Raw genomic sequence first — 17,974 nt, 5'->3', positions numbered from 1 at the left:
CTCCCCTACCCTTCGATGATCTGGACCTGCCACGGCATCAGCCCGCCCGCATCGTCGTCGGACAGGTTGGCGCGGATCAGCAGGGTCTGCTTGTCGTCACGGCGGCGGAAGGACAGCACCGGCCCCTCGGCCTTGATGTCTGTCATGTTTCCGCAGCGCAATGCGCTGTGCTTGCGGCGCAGGCCGACCGCCCAGCGATAATGGTGCAGCATGGACTGGGCGTCGGCCTCCTGGCTGACGACGGTGCGCTGCAGATGCGTGTGCGGCACCGGCAGCCAGGGCTGACTGGTCGAGAAACCGCCGTTCACACCCATGTCCCAGACCATCGGCGTCCGGCAACCGTCGCGGCCCTTGAACTCGGGCCAGAACTCTATGCCATAGGGATCGCGCAGATCCTCGAAGCGCAGCTCGGCCTCGGGCAGGCCCAGTTCCTCTCCCTGGTACAGGCAGACCGACCCGCGCAGGCACAACAGCACCGTCGCATAGGCCTTGGCCGCCTGGTCCGGCAGGTTCCAGCGCGTGACGTGGCGCACCACGTCATGGTTCGACATGGCCCAGCAGGGCCAGGCGTTGGGCGCGATGTCGTGCAGCTTGTCGAACACCTCGACCACGCGCGCGGCGGGCAGGTCGTCACCCGACAGGAAGTCGAAGACATAGGACATCTGCACCCGGCCCGGCACGCCGGTATATTCCTCCAGCAGTTCCAGCCCGCGCTCGCTGTCGCCGATCTCGCCCACGACAGCGGCGCCGTAAGGCACCAGCGCCTGGTGGAACCGTTCAAGGAAGGCCAGGTTCTCGGGCTGCGATTTGCTGAAGCGGTGGCTCTGGTGGTTGTAGGGGTTCACGGCGGGGGCCGTGTCCGACTTGCGCAGTTCCGGCGCCAGGGGCGGGTTGTCGCGCAGCTGGGCGTCGTGGAAATAGAAGTTGATCGTGTCCAGCCGGAAGCCGTCGACGCCCTTGTCCAGCCAGAACCGCGCCATCTCGATCAGGGCATCCTGGACGGCGGGGTTGTGAAAGTTCAGGTCCGGCTGCGACGACAGGAAATTGTGCAGGAAATACTGTTCGCGCCGCGCATCCCATTGCCACGCGCTGCCGCCAAAGATCGACAGCCAGTTGTTGGGCGGCGTGCCGTCCGGGCGCGGGTCCGACCAGACATACCAGTCCGATTTCGGGTTGTCGCGGCTGGCGCGGCTTTCCTTGAACCAGGGATGCTGGTCCGAGGTATGCGACATCACCAGGTCGATCATGACCTTCAGGCCCAGCTCATGCGCGCTTTGGACCAGCCAGTCGAAATCCTCCATCGTGCCGAAGATCGGGTCGATGCCGCAGTAATCGCTGACGTCGTAGCCGAAATCCTTCATCGGAGAGGTGAAGAACGGAGAGATCCAGACCGCATCGACCCCCAGGGACGCCACATAGGGCAGGCGCTGGGCGATGCCCGCCAGATCGCCCGTGCCGCTGCCGGTCGTGTCCTGAAAGCTGCGCGGGTAGATCTGATAGATGATCCCGCCCTTCCACCAATCCGTCGTCTGTTCAGTCAAGTTCATCCACCTTTCACGGAGCCGGCCAGCAATCCGCGGACCAGATATTTCTGCATGGCAAAGAACACCAGCAGCGGCACCGCTATCGAGATAAAGGCCGAAGTTGCAAGGATCTCCCATTCACCTCCGCGCGATCCCATCAGCTCTCGCAGCAGGCCCGTCATGACCAGCTGTTCGCGCGTGTTGCCCAGGAAGACCGTGGCCACCAGCAGGTCGTTCCAGACCCACAGGAACTGGAAGATCGCGAAACTGGCCAGGGCGGGGAAGGACAGCGGCAGGATGATCCGGCGGAAGATCTGGAATTCGGTCGCGCCGTCCACGCGGGCGCTCTCGATGACCTCTCGTGGCAGGCCGACCATGTAGTTTCGCAGCAGATAGACCGCCAGCGGCAGGCCGAACCCGGTATGGGCCAGCCAGATGCCCAGGTATCCCTTGCCGATGCCCAGTTCGTTGTGCAGCCGCAGCAATGGGATCAGCGCCACCTGCAGCGGCACGACCAGAAGCCCCACCACGCAGGCCGTCAGCAGGGCCCGGCCCGGAAACTGCATCCAAGCCAGCGCATAGGCCGCAAAGGCCGCGATCAGGATCGGGATGACGGTGGCGGGGATCGTCACCGTCATGGTGTTCATGAAGGCGCGCCCCAACCCGCCTGCGGTCAGAACCCGGGAATAGTTGTCGGTCGTGAAGGCCGGCGGCGACAGGGTGGTGGTGAAGATCCGTTCACCCCGCCGCATCTCGAAGGGCTGGGCCGAGGTCATGCGATAGCTGCCGTCCTCGGCCACGGTCAGATCGATCCCCGGCTCCAGCTCGACGGTGTCGCCGGGGGCGTTGGCATCGGGCTGACGCGCGCTGGTGCCCCAGGCGGTCAACTCCTGCGTGCCCTCCAGGGCGCTGCCCTGGATCACATAGAGATCGCCCTCCTGCACCTGGTCCTCGGCCGTGCCCGAACGCACGAAACCGGTCTGCACCGAGCCCGAGAACGACTGCCACCACCCCGAGGTCGAGATCTGGTCGCGGTCGCGGAACGACGACACGAACAGGCCCAGCGTCGGGATCGTCCACAGCAGCACCAGCAGGAAGGCCGCGATGTTGACCGCCCAGGCCAGCGACGACTTCTGTCCAGCCATCCCCTCCATCAGCGGACCTCCTTGCGTGCGTTGTAGATGTTCCAGACCATGATCGGGGTGACCAGGATCATCAGGACGATGGCGATGGCCGATCCGCGCCCGTAATCGGGCGTGCCGCGGAACATCCAGTCATACATCAGGTTCGCCAGCACCTGCGTGCCCCATTGCCCGTTGGTCATGACGAAGACGATGTCGAAGACCTTCAGCACGACGATGGTGATGGTGGTCCAGACCACCGCGATGGTGCCCATGATCTGCGGCACCTTGATCTTGAAGAAGACCTGCAGGGGGGATGCGCCGTCCAGGATGGCGGCCTCGATCGTCTCCTCGGGGATGCCGCGCAGGGCGGCCGACAGGATGACCATCGCGAAGCCTGTCTGGATCCAGACCAGCACGATCATCAGCAGAAGGTTGTTCCACACCGGCAGGGTCAGCCAGATCTGCGGCTCTCCACCCAGCTGGGTCACGATCCAGTTCAGAAGGCCGATCTGCGTCTCGCCCGAGGCGCGGTATTCATAGATGAATTTCCAGATCACGCCCGCGCCGACAAAGCTGATGGCCATGGGCATGAAGATCAGCGACTTGCCGATGTTGCCCCATTTCAGCCGGTCGGTCAGCTGCGCGGCCAGCAGGCCGAACAGCGTGGACAGGGCAGGCACGACCAGCAGCCAGGCCATGTTGTTCAGCATGGATTCCCGGAACTTGCCGTCGTTCACCAGCCAGACATAGTTGTCCAGGCCGACGAACTGCGATCCGTTCGAATTGAACAGCGACCGCCAGAAGCTGTCCAGCACCGGATAGACCAGATAGGTCGTCAGGAACAGGATCGCGGGCCCCAGGAACAGCCAGGGGCGGATCTGGCTCGCCCGCCGGATGTTGTCGCCCGCCTGCGCCCCGCGCGGCGGATAGATGCGGTCCAGCAGCCAGTTCGACCCCCAGAACCAGGCCACGCAGCCAAAGACCCCGATCGCGATCGTGCTGACCGCCAACCACAGCAATTCCATTCCCGGTCTCCCCCCTGGATCATGGGGCGCGGCGGCGTCGCGGCCGCCGCGCCGGTCGTCGTCAGTTCAGCGAAGCCCAGCTGGCCTGGATCTTGTCCGCGACGTCCTGTGCCGAGGCGCCGCCGACGAAATCGATCATCCCGGTCCAGAACGCCCCCGCGCCAATCGCGCCGGGCATCAGGTCCGACCCGTCAAACCGGAAGACCGTCGCGTCCAGCAGGATCTGCCCCATGCGGCGGACGGTCGGATCGTCATAGGCCTCGACATTGGCGCCGGTATAGGGCGTGACGAAGCCCTGCTGCGCCATCCAGATCTCGTGCGCGACGGGGGTCTTCAGGAACTCGACGAAGGCCATCGCGGCGGGGTTGTCCGACAGGACCGCGAACATGGTGCCGCCGCCCAGGACGGGCTGTCCCAGGTCACCCGATGCGGGCGCGGGCATGTAGAAGAAGTCGGCATCCTCGCCCACGACCGTGCCCTCAGGGAAGAAGGTCGTGATGAAGCTGGCCTGACGGTGCAGGTAGCAGGCGGGCGGGCTGTCGAACAGGCCGGCGGGGCTTTCGCGGAAATCGGTCGCGCTGACCGATCCGACGCCGCCCGCGACGAAATCGGGGTTCTTGGCGAACCAGCCGAACTCGTCGATCGCGGCCACGACCTTGGGGTCGTTGAACGGCATCGCATTGGTCGTCCAGGCGTCGTAATCCTCGGGCGTGGAAGTGCGCAGCATCAGGTCCTCGACCCAGTCGGTCGCGGGCCAGCCGGTGGCGCCGCCCGATCCCAGGCCGATGCACCAGGGGGTCTCTCCCTCCTCGGCGATCTGCTCGGTCAGGGCCTTCAGGTCCTCGTAGGTCTCGGGGATCTCATAGCCGGCATCCTCGAAGTTCTCGGGGACGTACCACACCAGCGACTTGACATCGGCCTTGTAGGGGAAAGCGTACAGCGCCTCGGTCCCGTCGGGGCCCGCATAGGTGCCAAGCGCCGCCCAGCTTTCGCCCGCGGCATAGTTGTCGGTCAGCCATTGCGCCGTCTCCTCGCCCAGAGGGCGCAGGAAGCCCTTTTCGGCCAGGTCCGAGGCCAGGCCCGGCTGCGGAAAGACCGCGACATCGGGGGGCGATCCTGCCTCGCTGTCGATGACAATCTGCTGCTCGAAGCTGTCAGAACCGGAATAGTTCGCCTGCGCGCCGGTCGCCTCGTTGAAATAGGCGATGACCGACTGGAACAGCTCCTGGTCGCCGCCCAGCCAGGGGCCCAGGATGTTGAAGCTCTGCCCCTCAAGGTCGGAATGCGCGGCCTTGAACTCGTCCAGGCTGGCCCAGTTGATGCGGTCGTCGCTGCCCGGTTCGATCACCAGCTGCGCCTGCGCGCTGCCCGCGGTCAGCGCGATGATCGCGGCGGTCGTGTACAATGCGGTTTTCAAGTCTTCCTCCCTGAAAGTCCCCGGACCTGTTTCGCCCGGCTGTTAACGCGAACATTTGCCAGTTCTGGCGAACCTGTCAAACGCTTCTCATTCCCATTCCAGTTCCTTGTAGGCCGCGGTTGCGTTCCGCGCCACCGTCTCTGGATAGGAATTCCATGAATTCTGCATCGGCTGCAATGCATTGGCGATGGCGGGCACGGCCTGCGACAGCGGCAACCCGTCCTGAATGGCCCGGCGCGTCGCGGTCGCAAGCGCTTTCAATAATGCGGCCTGGGGCGCCGATGCTTCGGCCCATGATTCGCTGGCCGGCCCATGTCCCGGCACGATCAAGCCTGCGCCGCGCGCCGGGTCGCTGTCCAGCCATTCCAACCATCCCAGCAGCGATCCGTCCACGACCGGCGTCAGGTCACGGAACAGCAGATCGCCGGTGAACAGCGTGTTAGTCCTGCGGTCCAGCACGGTCAGGTCGCTGTCGGTATGGGCCGCGGGCCATGCCCGCAGCAGCAGGGACCGATCGCCCAGGTCGATCTGGCGGCGGTCATCGACCAGGTCGTCGGGCATGACCACCTGCGTGCCGATCCAGTCCGGGGCCGGGTAAAGACCAACCAGCGCGTCAAGATACCCCGCCGCCCGCGCCTGAAGCGCCTGCGGCAGGGCGTGATGCGCGGTGATGCGGGCCCCGGCCTCGGACAGCACCTGCGCGCCCAGCACGTGGTCGGGATGCATGTGCGTCAGGATCAGGTGCCGCACCGGAAGGTCGGTGATCCTCCGGATCGCCACATAGAGGTCCTGCGCCTGCGCCCGCGACACGCCCGCATCGATCACCGCGACCGCATCGCGGCCGATGATCACCCCCAGGTTGGCGATGCGCCCGTCCGGGGTCTCCTCCATCTGGTGAGAATCGCCGAAATGGACATGAACGCCCGGCGCGACCTGCTGCAGATCCAGCGTCGGAAGATCGGCATTGGCGCGGCATTCCGGCGCACTGCCGGTCAGATCGGGCCGCGCGGCCAGCCACGCATCCGCGACCTGCGCGGCCTGCGTCCGACACCCCTGGGCCGTCGCCGAATCGCCCTGGGGCAGCAGAACCTGGCCGCATTGATCGGCGGCCATCGCCAGACAGACGCCCAGAACCAGGTGAAACATCGTCCTTCCGTCCCCTTTTGCGGCCCGTCTTCACGAAATGGTCACGACCTTGCGACCTTTGTCGTGTTGATTCATCCTGTCTCTATACTAGATTTGAATCCAGTCGCCTTCTGTAGCGGCGCCACCGGCATGTAGGAGGAGCACAACATGGCCTGGACCAAACCTATCCTGACCGAGATCGCTTGCGGCATGGAAATCAACATGTACGCACCCGCCGAGGACGAGCCCGTCCTGTTCTGAGCCTGTACCGCAGGCAGGAATGCGGCCCCGTCCGAATTCGTTCGGGCGGGGCTTTCTTATCGTAAGGCACGACACCCGATGCGGATCATCATCCTTGGGGCGGCGGCGGGCGGTGGCCTGCCGCAATGGAACTGCGGCTGCGGCAATTGCGACGCGGCACGCGCGGGACGTATCCCGTCGATGACCCAAAGCTCGGTCGCGGTCAGTGCCGATGGGCGCGACTGGGCCATCCTGAACGCATCGCCCGATATCCGGGCGCAACTGGCAGCGACGCCGGCGCTGCACCCGTCCGGTCCGCGGACCATGCCACTGCGGTCGGTCCTGGTCACGAATGGCGACATCGATCACGTGGCCGGGCTGCTGACGCTGCGCGAAAGCCAGCCCTTCGATCTGTTCGCGACGCAGGCGATCCATGATGCGCTGGCGGCGAACCCGATGATGGCTGCGGTGAACCCCGACTTTGTCCCACGCCGGACCGTCGCGCTGGACCAGACGATCCCGCTGACCCCCGGCCTGACCGCGACGCTGTTCGCCGTGCCGGGCAAGGTGCCACTGTATCAGGAGGGCGCCACGGTCGAGACCGGACTGATCGGAGAGACCACCGTGGGCGTCGAGCTGCGCAGCGCGGACCGGCGCGCGTTCTACATCCCCGGATGCGCGGACATGCCCGACTGGCTGCGCGACCGCGTCGCGGGGGCGGATGCGCTGTTCTTCGACGGCACCCTTTGGGACGACGAAGAGATGATCCGCATGGGCTTGGGCCGCAAGACCGGCCGCCGCATGGGGCACATGGCGGTGACCGACACGATCCCCGCCTTGGCCGACACGCCGCTTGGTCGGCGCATCTTCGTGCACATGAACAATTCGAACCCGCTGACCGACCCGGACAGCCCGCAGGCGGCCCAGGCCGCGGCACAGGGCTGGCAGGTCGCCCGCGACGGAATGGAGATCACGCTGTGAAGGACGTCCAAGCCACCGCCCAGTCCCGTGAGGATTTCGAGGCCCGCCTGCGCGCCATCGGCGCCGCGCGCTATCACGACCGCCACCCGTTCCACGCCCGCCTGCATGGCGGGCAGTGCACCCCGGACGAGGTGCGGGCCTGGGTCATCAACCGCTGGATGTACCAGTCGCGCATCCCCATGAAGGACGCGGCCTTCATGAGCCGGGTCGAGGATCCCGACCTGCGCCGCGCCTGGCGCAAGCGGATCGAGGATCACGACGGCGGCCAGACCGAGGGCGGCGGCATCCGCCGCTGGCTGGCTTTGGCGCAGGCGGTGGGGCTGGACCCGGACTATGTCGCATCGGGCGTGGGCATCATGCCGGCGACACGGTTCGCGGTCGATGCCTATGTCCGCTTCGTGCGCGACATGCCGCTGCTGGACGCGGTGGCGGCCAGCCTGACCGAACTGTTCGCGCCCCGTATCCATGCCCAGCGGATCGAGGGTCTGTTGCAGCATTACGATTTCGCCGATGACAGCAGCCTGTCCTATTTCAAGAAACGCCTGACCGAGGCGCCCGAGGACGTCAAGTTCGGCCTGGACTATGTCCTGACCCATGCCGACACGCTGGAGAAGCAGGACGCTGCCGCCGCCGCGCTGACCTTCAAGACCGACGTGCTGTGGGCCCAACTGGACGCGCTGTGGCACGGCTATGTCGAGGGGCGCACGCCCCCCGGGGCCTGGCGGCCCGGAGAGGGGATGCGCGCATGACCGCATTGATCGGACCCGACGACATCCCCTATCTGCCGCGCGGCGTGCGGCTGCAGGGCGACCGCGTGCGCGGCATCCGCGTGCTGCAGGCCCCGGAACGCGCGATGCAGCTGGACCAGATCGGAGAGGCGATCCTGTCCGAACTGGACGGCGCTCGCAGCCTGGACCGGATCGTGCGCGACTTGGCCGCGCGCTACGACGCGCCGGTGGACCAGATCGGCGGCGACGTGCGCGATTTCCTGACCGGGCTGATCGAACGGCGCATGGTCTTTGTCAGGGACAGCGCATGAAGGACCAGCAGCACCAGCCCCGCGACCTGGACGGCAACCCCGTCACCCCCGGCCTGCCCATGGCGATGCTGGCCGAGGTCACACACCGCTGCCCACTGGCCTGCCCCTATTGCTCGAACCCCGTCGATCTGGTCCGCGCGTCGCGCGAGATCGGCGCCGACGACTGGGGCCGGGTGTTCCGGCAGGCTGCCGATCTGGGCGTGCTGCAGGTGCACATCTCGGGCGGTGAACCCGGTGCGCGGCGCGATCTGGCGCAGATCGTGGGCCATGCGCGCGACGCGGGGCTGTACGTGAACCTGATCACCTCTGGCATCGGCATCACCCGTGACCGGCTGATCGAACTGGACCGCGCGGGCGTCGATCATGTCCAGCTGTCGCTGCAGGGCATCCGCCCGGACATGGCCGACCGGATCAGCGGCCATCCGGGATCCTGGGACAAGAAGATGGCCTTCAGCGACTGGGTCACCGAGATCGGCTTTCCGCTGACCATCAACGCCGTCGTCCACCGCCAGAACATGGACCGCCTGCCCGACATGATCGATCTGGCCGAACGCCTTGGCGCCCGGCGGATCGAGGTGGCGACCGTCCAGTTCCACGGATGGGCCGACCGCAACCGCGGCGCGCTGATGCCCACGCGCGAACAGGCCGAATTCGCGCGACAGGTGGTCAACGCCGCCCGCGTCCGGCTGCGCGGACGGATGGTCATCGATTACGTCCCCGCCGATCACCATGCGGTCTATCCCAAGGCCTGCATGGGGGGCTGGGGCTCGACCGGGCTGAACGTCGGACCTGATGGGACCGTGCTGCCCTGTCATGCCGCCCAGACCATCGACTGGATGCGTTTCGAGAACGTGCAGGAGCGGTCGCTGTCCGACATCTGGCACCTGTCCGACAGCTTCAACGCGTTCCGCGGCACGGCATGGATGCCGGAACCCTGCCGCGGCTGCGATCGCAAGACCGTCGATTTCGGGGGCTGCCGCTGCCAGGCGATGGCGCTGGCCGGTGACGCGCGGGCGACGGACCCGGTCTGTTCGAAATCTCCGCTGCATGCAGGGGTCGTGGCACGTGCCGAGGAGGACGCCGCCGCCACGACCACCGAATTCGTCTATCGGAGGATGTCCAAGGGAGGATGAGGCAATGAGACTGTGGCTGACCCTAACGGCGGCGTTGCTGGCCGTGCCCGCGATGGCGCAGGACAACGCGCTGCAACCATCGCCCACCTGGGAGGAGCTGCGCGGGGCGGTGATGGATTTGGACAGCGATCCGCCGCAGGACGCGACGGTGCTGGACCTGGACGCACCGGCCCGCGCCCATGACGCGGCCATTGTGCCCATCCGGCTGACGCAGGCGGCCGACGCCCCCGCCATCGACGCCCTGACCCTGGTCATCGACGAGAACCCTGCCCCCGTCGCCGCCGAATACGCCTTTGGTCCCGCGCTGATGCCCCTGGATTTCGAGGTGCGCGTCAGGGTCGACAGCTATTCTGACGTCCGCGCCATCGCGACCCAGGCCGACGGCACGCAGGTCATGGCCGGGCGCTTCGTCAAGGCCGCGGGCGGCTGTTCGGCGCCGGCGGGCAAGGACATGGCCGCGACCAAGGCGACCATGGGCCAGATGCGCTGGCGCAGCGAGGTTCAGGACGGAGAGGAGATCGGCACGCTGATGATCCGGCATCCGAACTTTTCAGGCCTTCAGCGCGACCAAGTGACGCTGCTGAACATCCCGGCCCATTTCATCGACCGCCTGGACGTGCGCCAAGGTGACGCACTGCTGTTCTCGATGGCGGCGGGGATCTCGGTCAGCGAGGATCCGGTGTTCCGCTTTCGCTATCAACCGGATGGCCAGCCGATCAACGTCCGGGTCGAGGATACGGACGGCAATGTCTGGACCGAAAGCTTTCCGCCGGGCGAACGAACGGTCAACAAAAGCTAGATCGTCATCCGACTTTCGTCGCAGCATGGCGCTTGCTTTATGTGCACCCTGCCCTAGACTGCGGTCACGGCGGCACCCTTGAGGAGGGGTTGCAGCCGGCAGAACCCAGGGAGGAATGCCATGACAGCAGCCGCCATGCAGGCGCGTCCCGTGCCGTCAGCGCGACCCACCGCCGACCAGGTCCGCGAGATCCTGATCGTCGACGACCACCCGCTGATGTGCGATGCGCTGGCACTGACGCTGAAGATCAGCTTTGGCCTGAAGAATGTCCGCACCGCGCGCAGCCTTGGCGCAGCGGTGGAACAGATCCGCGTGCAGGGTGCGCCCGATGCCGTAATCCTTGACTTGAACCTGCCCGACGCGCGCGGCGCCGAGGGCATCGTGACCCTGCGCCGCCAGCTTCCGGGCGTGCCGATCACCATGATCTCGGCCGATCTGGAGGGGGCGATGATCTCGACCGCGATGGCGGCCGGGGCACAGGGCTATATCAGCAAGTCGCTGTCGCGCGAGGCGCTGGTCGACAGCCTGCGCCGCATGTGGGAGGGCGAGCACGTCACCCCCGAGGGATACCAACCCGATCAGGACAGCGCGGACGACGACGCGAAGGCCGAACTGGCGCGGCGCTTTTCGTCGCTGACGCCTCAGCAGATGAAGATCCTGCGGCTGATCTGCAAGGGCAAGGCCAACAAGGAGATCAGCTACGAGCTGTCGATCGCCGAGGCCACGGTCAAGACCCACATCACGGCGATCATGTCCAAGATCAACGCCCGCCGCCGCACGCAGGCCGTGCTGCTGGCCAACTCGATCCGGCTGTTCGAGGCCGGCTGATGAACACCGACCCGGCTGCGATGGAGGGCGCATCCGGGCCGGTCGCTGTGCAGGCCGACCGCGACGGGACCGACATGGTTCCGACCCTGCTGGACGGCCTGCGCGGCACCAATCCCGCCTTGGTCCTGCTGTTCGGCGCGCAGGCGGACGACCTGGCCGCGCTGCAGTGCGGGCTGGCCCCCCACCTGCCGCCCGATTGCGTGATCGCCGGATGCTCGTCCGCCGGGGAGATCGGGCCGCAGGGCTATGCCAGCGACAGCGTGGTGGCGATCGGGTTTCCCGCGCGCCATTTCCGCGCCGCGTCCCTGCTGCTTCCGGACCTTGCCGCGCTGCCGGTGTCGGAATGGATGGCGCAGCTGCGCCAGATGGCGCGCGATTTCGGCCCCGATCCGGCGCGGCACCTGTTCGGCCTTCTGCTGACCGATGGCCTGGCCGGACAGGAGGACGCGCTGGTCGCCACGCTGGACGCGGCCCTGCCCTCGGTCCCGGTGCTGGGGGGGTCGGCGGGCGACGGTCTGGATTTCCGCCGCACCTCGCTGCTGGCCCAGGGCGCCGTGCAGTCGGGCGTCGCGGTCTTCCTGCTGGTCGAGACCGACCTGACCATCCGCGAGGTCACGTTCGCCCATTTCAGCCCCACCCCCACGCGCGCGGTGGTCACCGCCGCCATTCCCGAAAAACGCCGCATCCTGGAGCTGAACGCCGAACCCGCGGCCCAGGAATATGCCCGCCTGACCGGGTTGCGCCGCGCCGACCTGACGCCCAGCGAATTTGCCCGCCACCCCCTGCTGCTGCGCATGGGCGGGCGCCATCACGTGCGTGCCATCAGCGCCATCACAGACGACGACGGCCTGTCGCTGATGTCGTCCATCGACACCGGCACGGTCCTGACCCTCGGCCGGTCCGAGGATCTGATCCAGGGGTTTTCCGACCTGCTGGAGGCGCTGCCCACGCCGCCGCTGATGGTGCTGGCCTTCGACTGCATCCTGCGCCGGCTGGCACTGGAACGCGCGGGGCTGACCGACCGCATGTCGGACCTGTACCGCCGTCACCGCGTTGCGGGGTTCAACACCTATGGCGAACAGCACAGCGGCATGCATGTGAACCAGACATTCGTGGGCCTGGCCTTCATGAGGTCCGATGATGTTGCGTGACGACGATCCGCCCGACCGGCAGATCGCCAAGCTGACCCGCATCAACGCCGTCCTGATCGACCGGATCGACCGGCTGGAAGAATCACGCGGGTCCGCATGGTCGATGTTCCAGGCCGCCGTCGCGCTGGAGCAGGAGGTGCTGGCCCGCACGCGTGACCTGGAACGCGCGATGGCCGACCTGTCGCAAAGAAACCGCGAACTGGCCGTGGCCCGCGCCCTGGCCGAGGAGGCGAACCGGTCCAAGACCCGTTTCCTGCGCGCGGCCAGCCACGACCTGCTGCAGCCCCTGTCGGCGGCGCGCCTGTTCCTGTCGGCGCTGACCGACACGCCGATGGACCCGCACCAGACCGAACTGACCGACCGGCTTGGCAGTGCCTTCGAATCGGTCGAACAGCTGATGCATGCAGTGCTGGACATCTCGCGGCTGGACAGCCAGCGGATCGAGTTCAACCGGCAGCCCGTGCCGCTGGATGACCTGTTCCGCAGGCTGGCCGCCGAATTCGCGCCCGTGGCTCAGGCCAAGGGGTTGCGGCTGCGGTTCATGCCCACGACCACGGTCGTGGACAGCGACCCGATCTTCCTGCGCCGCATCGCGCAGAACCTGGTGTCGAACGCGATCAAGTACACCCATCGCGGCGGCGTCGCGGTGGGTGCGCGGCGCAAGGGAGCGATGTGCTGGCTGTCGGTCTATGACACCGGGATGGGCATTCCCGCCGTGGACCGCAACCGCATCTTTGACGAATTCCAGCGCCTGACTCATGACAGCGCGACGCCTGGCATGGGGCTGGGCCTGTCCATCGTGCGCCGGGCCTGCGCCAAGCTGGGCCATCCGATCAGCCTGTCGTCCGAGGCGATGCGCGGCACGGTGTTCCGCGTCGGCCTGCCCCTGGTGCAGGCGCTGTCGGACACACCGCGCCTTGCCGTCGCGCCGCTGCCCGCGCTGCGCGGCCGCGTGGCCCTGGTGGTCGAGAACGACCCCGAGATGCGCCGTGCCTATCAGATGATCCTGCGCGACCGGCTTGGCATGGTGCCCCGCATCGCCGGCGACACGGCCGAGGCGCTGGCCACGATGGGGGACGAACCCCCCGACGTGATCCTGGCCGATTACCACCTGGAGAACGGCGACACCGGGTTTGCCGCGATCGAGGCGCTGCGCGCCGCATCCGACCGGCCGGTGCCCGCGGTGATGGTGACGGCGCATCGCGATCCGGCGATTTCGCGGCGCTGCGCCGCCATGGGCATCCACCTGCTGGAAAAGCCCGTCAGCCCGCCAGACCTGGCCGAGATTCTGGGGCGTCTTCTGGCCTAAGACCAAGGGGGGATGCGGCCGCCGCCGGGGCTTGCGCCGCCGCCCGTCCCGCGCCCATCATGCCCCAACGTTTGGGAGGACGACCATGACCCGCGCCTTTGCACTTGCCCTGATGCTGGGGCTTGCCCCCCTGCCCCTGATCGCGGCCGAGGCCGGCGACGCGGTCTTTGCCGAGCGGGGGCCCTGGGATCTGGGCGACAGGACGCTGGAATGGCAGATGACCGTCACGGGCCCTATGGCCGAAGGGTTCCGTCCGACCGAGGACGGCCGCATCACCCTGTCCCAGGACATCGACCCCAGCGATCAGCAGCCGATCCTGGAACTGACCCAGAAGGCCGGGCCGATCGACCGCACGATCGGGCCGTTCCCGATCTCTTCGGGTGATCCGGTCCTGACCTTCTTTCTGGAACAGACGACCCGCGACATGGCCGCGCTGACCGGAGGCAGCCCTTTCTATATCCGCAACCGCATGAAGGAGGCGCTGTTCCGGGGCGGAGAGGTCACGACCACCGACGGCGGCATCACGGCCAGCTTTCAGCCCTTCATCGCGGACAAGAATGCAGAACGCATGCACGGCTTCCAGACTCTGACGCTGACCTTCGTGATGACCGCGCCGGACGAACCCATCCGCGAGCTGCGCGCCGAAACCGATGCCGCGGCGGGTTATCGCAACGAACTGGTTCTGCAATGATCCGCGCAGGCGCCTGTGCGCTGGCGCTGGCCCTGACGGCGGCCCCGGCATCGGCGCAGGCGGTGAACGATTATCCGACCAATGCGCGGGTCGAATACGCCTTTGCCTGCATGGCGACCAACGGGCAGACACGCGACATGCTGGACCGCTGTTCCTGCGCGATCGACCGCATCGCCGAGGTGCTGCCCTATGCCGATTACGTCGGCGCGGAAACCATCCTGCGGATGCGCCAGACCACCGGAGAGCGGTCCGGCATGTTCCGCGGCATGGCCGCCCTGACCGAGACCGTGGCCACCCTGCGCCGCGCCGAGGCCGAGGCCGAGATCATCTGTTTCTGACCGGCGCGCCCTACAGCGACAGGCCGATCCCCGCCCCCGCCGCCAGCGCCAGGATCGCGACCAGCAGCAGCGTCCCGGAACTGCGCGGCTGGATCAGGGTCAGGCGCGCCTCCTCGGGGTGGGCGCGTTCCCACAGGGCCTGCTCGATCATCCGTGGCAGCAGCGGGCCGTACCGGCCCACGGTCTGCGCGATATGGGTCAGGTCGCTGATCGCGGCCTTGGGGCCGACGCTGGCCTTGATGTAATCGGACACCACAGGCTTGGCCGCGTCCCAGATGTTCAGCTGCGGGTCCAGCGACCGGGCCACGCCCTCGACCACGACCATGGTGCGTTGCAGCAGGATCAGCTCGGTCCGCGTGGGCATGCCGAAGCGTTCCGTCACCTCGAACAGATAGGACAGCAGGTTGCCCATGCTGATGCGGCTGGCATCGGCACCGAAGATCGGCTCGCCCACGGCACGCAGGGCGCGGGCAAAGGCGGCCTCGTCGCGGTCGCGGGGGACGTATCCGGCCTCGAAATGCACGCGCGCGACCAGGCGGTAATCGCGCTGTATGAACCCGTACAGGATCTGGGCATAGACCCGGCGGGTGTATTCGTCGATCTCTCCCATGATGCCAAAGTCATAGGCGATGATGTCGCCGTTCGCCGCCACCTTGAGGTTGCCGTGATGCATGTCGGCATGGAAGAACCCGTCGCGCAGCGCATGCGACAGGAACAGCTGGATCACCCGGCGCGCCAGTTCGGTCGTGTCGTGACCGGCGGCGATCAGCGCGTCGCGGTCGCCCATCGGCAGCCCCTCGGCCCAGTCGGCGGTCAGCACGCGACGCGACGACAGCGCCCAATGCGGCATGGGGATCTGAAAGCCCGCGTCCCGCGCGGTGTTTTCTGCGAATTCCGACGCGGCCGCGGCCTCCAGGCGCAGGTCCTGCTCGCCGGTGACCGTCTGTTCGAAATGGCTCACCACGTCGCGCGGCCGCAGGCGGCGGGTGCCGGGGGACAGAAGCTGGATCAGGCGGGCGCCGAAATGGAACGCGTCGATGTCGCGCTTGAACGCGGCCCCGATGCCGGGGCGCACGACCTTGACCGCGACCTCGCGCCCCGTCTCGCGGACGCGGGCGCGGTGGACCTGCGCGATCGAGGCGGCGGCGACGGGTTCGGAAAATTCGCTGAACAGCTGGTCGACCGGGGCGCGCAGTTCGGCCTCGATGGCCTTCTTGGCCAGGTCGGTGGGAAAGGGCGGCAGGCGGTCCTGCAGCATGCGCAGCTGCCCGGCCATTTCCGGGCCCACGACATCGGCGCGCGTCGACAGGATCTGCCCGAACTTGATGTAGGCCGGCCCCAGCGCGGTGATCGCCCGGGTGATGGGCGGCAGGGTCGGATCGCCCTTGTAGCCCAGCCAGCGGAAGGGCCAGCCCATGACCCGCGCGGCCAGGCGCAGGCGGATCGGCGCATCGACCGCGTCCAGGACGGCGGCCATCGCACCCGTCCGTTCGAAGGTCGCACCTGTCCTGATCAGACGCAAGATGTTGTGGGGACCGCGCATATGCCTACAATTTCCAGCCGGAATGCAGGGCGGCGATGCCCATCGACAGATTGCGCCACTGCACCCGGTCAAATCCCGCGTCACGGATCAGGGCGGCAAAACTGTCCTGGTCGGGAAACTTGCGGATCGATTCGACCAGGTATTGATAGCTGTCGCGATCACCCGTTACTGCCTGCCCCATCGCCGGGATCACGTTGAAGCTGTAGCGGTCATAGGCCCATTGCATCGCCGGCACCGGGATCTGGCTGAACTCCAGCACCATCAGGCGGCCGCCTGGCCTCAGCACGCGGTACGCCTCGGCCAGTGCATCGGGAATGCGCGTCACGTTGCGGATGCCGAAGCTGATCGTGTAGCGGTCGAAGCTGTTGTCGGCAAACGGAAGCGCCATCGCGTCGCCCGTGACCCAGGCCAGCCGGTCCGCCTTGTCGACGGCATCGGCACGCTTGCGCCCCTCGACCAGCATGGATTCGGTCATGTCGCAGACGGTGACCCGCGCGCCCGGCGCCCGGTCCAGGAACCGGAATGCCACGTCGCCCGTGCCGCCCGCCACGTCCAGCAGGTGCTGTCCGTCACGCGGCGCCAGCCAGTCCATCATTGCGGTCTTCCAGACGCGGTGGATGCCCACGCTCATCAGGTCGTTCATCACGTCGTATTTCGACGCGACCGAGGAGAAGACCTGATGGACCATACCGGCCTTCTGATCCTCGTCCACGGTCCGAAAGCCGAAATGGGTCGTCTTGCTGTCCGTCATGCGCTTGCCGTTTGCCTGTTCCATTGCCAGATAGGTCCGGCGTGCCGCGCGCACAATGCGACGAAAGGAACCCGATTGCCAGAACTGCCGGAAGTCGAGACCGTTCGCCGCGGCCTGCTGCCCCATCTGGAAGGCGCGCGCATCGCCCGCGTCCAGATCAACCGCCCCGACCTGCGCTGGCCCCTGCCGGTGGACCTGATGCAGGTGCTGACGGGCGCCACCGTCACCGCGCTGCGGCGGCGGTCGAAATACCTGCTGGCCGACCTGGAAGGGCGCGGCACGGTCCTGTGGCACCTAGGCATGTCCGGCCGCATGCTGGTCGAAGGTGCGGGCCTGGCGGGGTTCCACCGCGATCCAGGCATCCATGCACGCCACGACCATGTCGTGCTGACCACGGATGCGGGCACGACCGTCACCTTCAACGACGCCCGACGGTTCGGCATGGTCGACCTGATCCGCGAGGGCGCGTCCCATCCCCTGCTGGACCATCTGGGCCCGGAACCCTTCGACCCGGTCTTCACGCCCGCCTATCTGCAGGCGGCCTTTGCCGGTCGGCGGGTGCCGGTGAAACAAGCGCTGCTGGATCAGCGCATCGTCGCGGGGCTGGGCAACATCTATGTCAGCGAATCGCTGTGGCGCGCAGGCATCGATCCGCGCCGGGCGGCGGGACGGATCGGGGCCGCACGCATCGCGGTGCTGGTGGGCCATGTCCGCGACGTGCTGACCGACGCGATCGCCGCGGGCGGGTCCAGCCTGCGCGATCACCGGCAGGCCAGCGGAGAGCTAGGCTATTTCCAGCACAGCTTCCGTGTCTATGACCGGGCGGGCCAGCCCTGCCTGCGGGACGGATGCGGCGGCACCATCGCGCGGATCGTGCAATCGGGGCGGTCGTCCTTCTACTGTCCCGCCTGCCAGAGGTGAACGATTGGACGACTGCGCGGGCCTCTGCTAGGACGG

19 protein-coding genes are annotated in these 17,974 nt (G+C 67.3%); 12 read left to right on the top strand and 7 right to left on the bottom strand.

Annotated elements, in window-relative coordinates; translation table 11 throughout:
* Positions 1 to 5: 5 nt before the first annotated feature.
* From PRL19_RS04995 to PRL19_RS04975, 5 genes are all read right to left on the bottom strand, one after another.
* The gene (locus PRL19_RS04995) at positions 6 to 1,547 is read right to left on the bottom strand and encodes an alpha-amylase family glycosyl hydrolase (protein ID WP_052715245.1); all 1,542 of its coding nucleotides are present in this window, start codon (positions 1,545 to 1,547) and stop codon (positions 6 to 8) included.
* Positions 1,544 to 2,677 carry a carbohydrate ABC transporter permease gene (locus PRL19_RS04990; RefSeq protein WP_045982319.1) on the bottom strand — a complete coding sequence of 378 codons (1,134 nt, stop codon included), beginning with the start codon at positions 2,675 to 2,677 and terminating at the stop codon, positions 1,544 to 1,546. The genes PRL19_RS04995 and PRL19_RS04990 overlap by 4 nt, the downstream gene beginning before the upstream one ends.
* Positions 2,677 to 3,672 (bottom strand): carbohydrate ABC transporter permease, encoded by a 996-nt coding sequence (locus PRL19_RS04985; RefSeq protein WP_252927749.1) that lies wholly within the window; start codon positions 3,670 to 3,672, stop codon positions 2,677 to 2,679. The genes PRL19_RS04990 and PRL19_RS04985 overlap by 1 nt, the downstream gene beginning before the upstream one ends.
* Positions 3,673 to 3,733: 61 nt before the next feature.
* Positions 3,734 to 5,089: an ABC transporter substrate-binding protein gene (locus tag PRL19_RS04980; RefSeq protein WP_148910765.1), complete on the bottom strand. Its 1,356-nt coding sequence runs from the start codon at positions 5,087 to 5,089 to the stop codon at positions 3,734 to 3,736.
* A gap of 87 nt (positions 5,090 to 5,176) precedes the next feature.
* A complete protein-coding gene (locus tag PRL19_RS04975) occupies positions 5,177 to 6,235 on the bottom strand; it encodes a quinoprotein relay system zinc metallohydrolase 2 (protein WP_273744082.1) in 1,059 nt (352 codons plus the stop codon).
* A 147-nt stretch (positions 6,236 to 6,382) separates the two neighbouring features.
* On the opposite strand from PRL19_RS04975, the gene pqqA reads away from it, so the two are divergent.
* The 11 genes from pqqA to PRL19_RS04920 all read left to right on the top strand — a co-directional run bounded on the left by pqqA (position 6,383) and on the right by PRL19_RS04920 (position 14,723).
* A complete protein-coding gene (pqqA, locus tag PRL19_RS04970) occupies positions 6,383 to 6,475 on the top strand; it encodes a pyrroloquinoline quinone precursor peptide PqqA (RefSeq protein WP_042250260.1) in 93 nt (30 codons plus the stop codon).
* Between the two features lie 78 nt (positions 6,476 to 6,553).
* On the top strand, positions 6,554 to 7,435 hold the full coding sequence (gene pqqB / locus PRL19_RS04965) for a pyrroloquinoline quinone biosynthesis protein PqqB (RefSeq protein WP_273744081.1): 882 nt from the start codon (positions 6,554 to 6,556) through the stop codon (positions 7,433 to 7,435).
* Positions 7,432 to 8,184 carry a pyrroloquinoline-quinone synthase PqqC gene (pqqC, locus tag PRL19_RS04960; protein ID WP_045982314.1) on the top strand — a complete coding sequence of 251 codons (753 nt, stop codon included), beginning with the start codon at positions 7,432 to 7,434 and terminating at the stop codon, positions 8,182 to 8,184. Before pqqB ends, pqqC begins: the two co-directional genes overlap by 4 nt.
* Positions 8,181 to 8,474, top strand: a complete 294-nt coding sequence (gene pqqD / locus PRL19_RS04955; RefSeq protein WP_046000581.1) for a pyrroloquinoline quinone biosynthesis peptide chaperone PqqD — start codon at positions 8,181 to 8,183, stop codon at positions 8,472 to 8,474. The genes pqqC and pqqD overlap by 4 nt, the downstream gene beginning before the upstream one ends.
* The gene (gene pqqE, locus PRL19_RS04950) at positions 8,471 to 9,607 is read left to right on the top strand and encodes a pyrroloquinoline quinone biosynthesis protein PqqE (RefSeq protein WP_273744080.1); all 1,137 of its coding nucleotides are present in this window, start codon (positions 8,471 to 8,473) and stop codon (positions 9,605 to 9,607) included. The genes pqqD and pqqE overlap by 4 nt, the downstream gene beginning before the upstream one ends.
* A gap of 4 nt (positions 9,608 to 9,611) precedes the next feature.
* Positions 9,612 to 10,406, top strand: a complete 795-nt coding sequence (locus tag PRL19_RS04945; protein ID WP_273744079.1) for a quinoprotein dehydrogenase-associated SoxYZ-like carrier — start codon at positions 9,612 to 9,614, stop codon at positions 10,404 to 10,406.
* A 120-nt stretch (positions 10,407 to 10,526) separates the two neighbouring features.
* Complete coding sequence (locus PRL19_RS04940; protein WP_046000578.1) at positions 10,527 to 11,234, top strand: response regulator transcription factor; 708 nt, start codon at positions 10,527 to 10,529, stop codon at positions 11,232 to 11,234.
* Positions 11,234 to 12,385 carry an FIST N-terminal domain-containing protein gene (locus tag PRL19_RS04935; RefSeq protein ID WP_273744078.1) on the top strand — a complete coding sequence of 384 codons (1,152 nt, stop codon included), beginning with the start codon at positions 11,234 to 11,236 and terminating at the stop codon, positions 12,383 to 12,385. Before PRL19_RS04940 ends, PRL19_RS04935 begins: the two co-directional genes overlap by 1 nt.
* Positions 12,372 to 13,694, top strand: coding sequence for an ATP-binding response regulator (locus tag PRL19_RS04930; protein ID WP_273744077.1), 1,323 nt, complete (start codon positions 12,372 to 12,374; stop codon positions 13,692 to 13,694). The genes PRL19_RS04935 and PRL19_RS04930 overlap by 14 nt, the downstream gene beginning before the upstream one ends.
* A gap of 85 nt (positions 13,695 to 13,779) precedes the next feature.
* Positions 13,780 to 14,385, top strand: coding sequence for a hypothetical protein (locus tag PRL19_RS04925; protein WP_273744076.1), 606 nt, complete (start codon positions 13,780 to 13,782; stop codon positions 14,383 to 14,385).
* The gene (locus PRL19_RS04920) at positions 14,382 to 14,723 is read left to right on the top strand and encodes a hypothetical protein (protein ID WP_127897576.1); all 342 of its coding nucleotides are present in this window, start codon (positions 14,382 to 14,384) and stop codon (positions 14,721 to 14,723) included. The genes PRL19_RS04925 and PRL19_RS04920 overlap by 4 nt, the downstream gene beginning before the upstream one ends.
* Positions 14,724 to 14,733: 10 nt before the next feature.
* Here PRL19_RS04920 and ubiB read toward each other — a convergent pair whose 3' ends face one another.
* Together ubiB and ubiE are read right to left on the bottom strand one after the other, a co-directional pair.
* The gene (gene ubiB / locus PRL19_RS04915) at positions 14,734 to 16,266 is read right to left on the bottom strand and encodes a 2-polyprenylphenol 6-hydroxylase (protein ID WP_273744075.1); all 1,533 of its coding nucleotides are present in this window, start codon (positions 16,264 to 16,266) and stop codon (positions 14,734 to 14,736) included.
* A gap of 4 nt (positions 16,267 to 16,270) precedes the next feature.
* Positions 16,271 to 17,017: a bifunctional demethylmenaquinone methyltransferase/2-methoxy-6-polyprenyl-1,4-benzoquinol methylase UbiE gene (gene ubiE, locus PRL19_RS04910; RefSeq protein ID WP_273744074.1), complete on the bottom strand. Its 747-nt coding sequence runs from the start codon at positions 17,015 to 17,017 to the stop codon at positions 16,271 to 16,273.
* A gap of 75 nt (positions 17,018 to 17,092) precedes the next feature.
* Here ubiE and mutM point away from each other — a divergent pair, with 75 nt between their 5' ends.
* Positions 17,093 to 17,938, top strand: coding sequence for a bifunctional DNA-formamidopyrimidine glycosylase/DNA-(apurinic or apyrimidinic site) lyase (gene mutM, locus PRL19_RS04905; RefSeq protein WP_273744073.1), 846 nt, complete (start codon positions 17,093 to 17,095; stop codon positions 17,936 to 17,938).
* Positions 17,939 to 17,974 lie beyond the last annotated feature (36 nt).

This window comes from Paracoccus marcusii (assembly GCF_028621715.1).
Taxonomy (GTDB): Bacteria; Pseudomonadota; Alphaproteobacteria; order Rhodobacterales; family Rhodobacteraceae; genus Paracoccus; species Paracoccus marcusii.
This window is presented reverse-complemented; position numbering and strand designations above follow the sequence as displayed.